This window comes from Mongoliibacter sp., from assembly GCF_007692705.1.
Classification (GTDB): domain Bacteria; phylum Bacteroidota; class Bacteroidia; order Cytophagales; family Cyclobacteriaceae; genus Mongoliibacter.
In genome coordinates, this window is the sequence record NZ_REBN01000146.1 from 1 (window position 1) to 2,721 (window position 2,721).

At 36.5% G+C, this 2,721-nt stretch carries 3 protein-coding genes; 2 read left to right on the forward strand and 1 reads right to left on the reverse strand.

Features of this window, described 5'->3' with window-relative positions; all coding sequences use genetic code 11:
• The first annotated feature begins 258 nt into the window (after positions 1-258).
• Both EA341_RS08720 and EA341_RS08725 read left to right on the forward strand, forming a co-directional pair.
• Complete coding sequence (locus EA341_RS08720; protein WP_293013018.1) at positions 259-753, forward strand: hypothetical protein; 495 nt, start codon at positions 259-261, stop codon at positions 751-753.
• A gap of 617 nt (positions 754-1,370) precedes the next feature.
• Positions 1,371-2,318 (forward strand): alpha/beta fold hydrolase, encoded by a 948-nt coding sequence (locus EA341_RS08725; RefSeq protein WP_293013019.1) that lies wholly within the window; start codon positions 1,371-1,373, stop codon positions 2,316-2,318.
• A 218-nt stretch (positions 2,319-2,536) separates the two neighbouring features.
• On the opposite strand, the gene EA341_RS08730 is transcribed toward EA341_RS08725, so the two are convergent.
• The coding region (locus tag EA341_RS08730; RefSeq protein ID WP_293013021.1) for a hypothetical protein at positions 2,537-2,721 on the reverse strand (185 nt) is incomplete at its 5' end.

Sequence of the window (2,721 nt, forward strand, 5' to 3'; positions counted from 1 at the left end):
GAAAACCTTCCTCTTGAGCATATTGAGGGGGACAGATTCAAAGTTGAAAGACTTGGCGAAGTTCTGTTTACAAGGAGTGCCCGGGGTGAAATCAATGGATTTATCATCAAGGATGTGGGAAGATTGAGAAATATTCCATTTGAGAAATCCAACTAATATTTTATAACCATCAACTAAACCTTCCAAGTTTTCCGAATAAGCAAATCATTGCTTTATTGGAGCTTGGGAGGGTTATATTTTCAATTAAATAATTCAAAGATGATGCGAAGTAAAAACCTACTTATCCAAAAGAAAAGCCCATTGTCTGAAACCACCTATTTAACCGGCGATACAGGGATTTTAGGCAGCTTAAAACTGCCAATACTTCAAAATTCGGGATACTTTAAAGGTAAAGAACTCTACACATTTTTATCCCTTGACCTTTTCGGCAATACCTATAGAATATATAAAGAAGGTAAATCAATTGGGTACATCCACCTTCATGCTTTTAGAAATCTTGCCCAGGTCAACCTTGTGGAGGAGGGGCCATATCAGTTTTCGATTCATGGACTGTTGAAAAATAATTGGTCCATCAGGCAGGGTAAAAAATCCCTTGACGTGAAAGATAATGATCTTTTTGTCCATCTCATTGATACTAAAGAGGAAGAATTGATTACTGCCTGCGGACTCTTTATTGCAGCAAAAATCAAAAAGGACCTGATTGTATTTGTCCCTGTGATTGTGATGATCTGGACTCTATTGATCATTTTTTAAATGTACCTAAAGAGGTAACTTAAAGGGAAAATTAAAAAGCATTCATTGCACCAATGCTTAAATATGATAGCGTATTCAGGAAATGAAAAGGTTTCTTTTCTTTCTTAATCAGCTAAATCAACATTTTCTTCAGTCAATCATATTTTTGAAACACGGATGACACACTTTTTTATGGGGGATTTTTTCCTTTACATAAGTTTTAATTTCCGAGGAAACATGTTCAGGTTTCCAAAATGGGGCTTTCAATTCCAGGATCTCGGTAATTTTGAATCCACTTGAGGAACAAACGCTCCAATCATGAAAACCAAGAAGAGATATTTAACCTTGATTTCTTTAGCATTTTTGAAAATGGCAATGGTGGATTTATTTCCGGATTTATTGGAATTATCAAATCCCATTGTCCTGCTGGCTAGGAATACCTTTAACAATGACCCATGTAGATTTCCTTTTCAAAGAAGCGGGAATGAACTCTATCCATCAGGTTTCTTTTTTTTACTCTTTTTACCAATACTTAAATTGAATGTATTCAAGTGGGCTTCATAATTTTATAAGAAATTGAAAATCAATAATATAATAACATTTAAAGAAATAATAATCCACACCTAAACAGCAAAAATATGTACAGATATATGATAGTATTAGGATTGGCCTTATTGAGCTTTCACTCGGCCTTAGCAGTTTCAAAAGACAGTATGAATATATCATTCCAAAGTGAAGGATATACTTTAAAAGGAAAATTGGTTGTTCCCCAAAATACGGAAACCAAAGTTCCGGCAATTATATTTTTGATCGGATCCGGAGGGAATAGTTCCTATGCAAAAGATTACAAAAAATTCATTGATTTCTTCTTGGAGAGCCCCATGGAAAAGGAGGATATTGCTTTCCTATATTTTGACAAACGGGGAGTTGGAGAATCTGAAGGTAAATGGCAGAATACGGATTTTGAACAACGTGCCGAAGACGCGAAAAATGCGGCAGCCTATTTACAGTCATTACCACAAATCGATGCAGAGAAAATCTATGTGGTTGGCCACAGTCAGGGAGGATGGATAGTTCAGATTTGTCTGGCCAAATATCCGGAGTATTTTGCCGGAGGCATCAGTATGGCAGGCCCCACTTTCAATGTCAAAAAACAACTCATCAATGACTATCAGAGCGCTTTTATTTGTAATAAAGAAATGACTCCGGAAAAGGCATTGAAAAAGGCCAGAAGAAGGGTGTACAGAGACCTGACCATTGTTTCGATTTTGCCATTGCAGGAAGATTGGAAGCAATTGAAAGTAATCAGGAAATTTGATCCCAAGAAGTACTTATTAAACATTGAAAAACCTTTGTTACTGCTTTTTGCAGAAAATGACCGGTTGGTCAACCCATCGTGGAGTATGGAACACCTTGAGATGCTTTATCCAGAAGGGGCTCCCGGTTTTATTTCCCATTACATTGCAGCTGGGGAAAATCACAGTTTTAAAACATCACCATTGTGTTATATAGGCCCCTGGGGTGAACTTAAGTTTTCTGCAAAAACTAGGGATGTCATTCAAAGATGGTTTGATGATCATATATAATAGCTCGGCAATTCTAAAATGGTTCAAAAATTTATTGTTTTTCAGTTTACCGGTGTTTTCACAAGAATTGATGAAGCGTCTCGAAAAATTCATTTCTGAAGACAGAAATTCCTGTAGTGGGGTATTTCAATGCCAGCAATTATACATATTACCTCTATTGAAATTGAAGAATAAAACCAATCAGCCTTCCGGATTATTGATTTGGAAGGCTGAATTTTTTAAAACAAAAATCTCCATGTGAGATTGATGGGGCTGATGTTCTCAACATTACCTGCTTGGAGAGGAGAGTTAAATTGATAAGTTAGGCCAAAAGTTGAGGCATTCAGAATTTCCAGTTTTTTGAAATAGTTGCCCTTAAACCCAAGCATCAATTCTGCCTGAAGGTTGAATGGACTGGCCACTT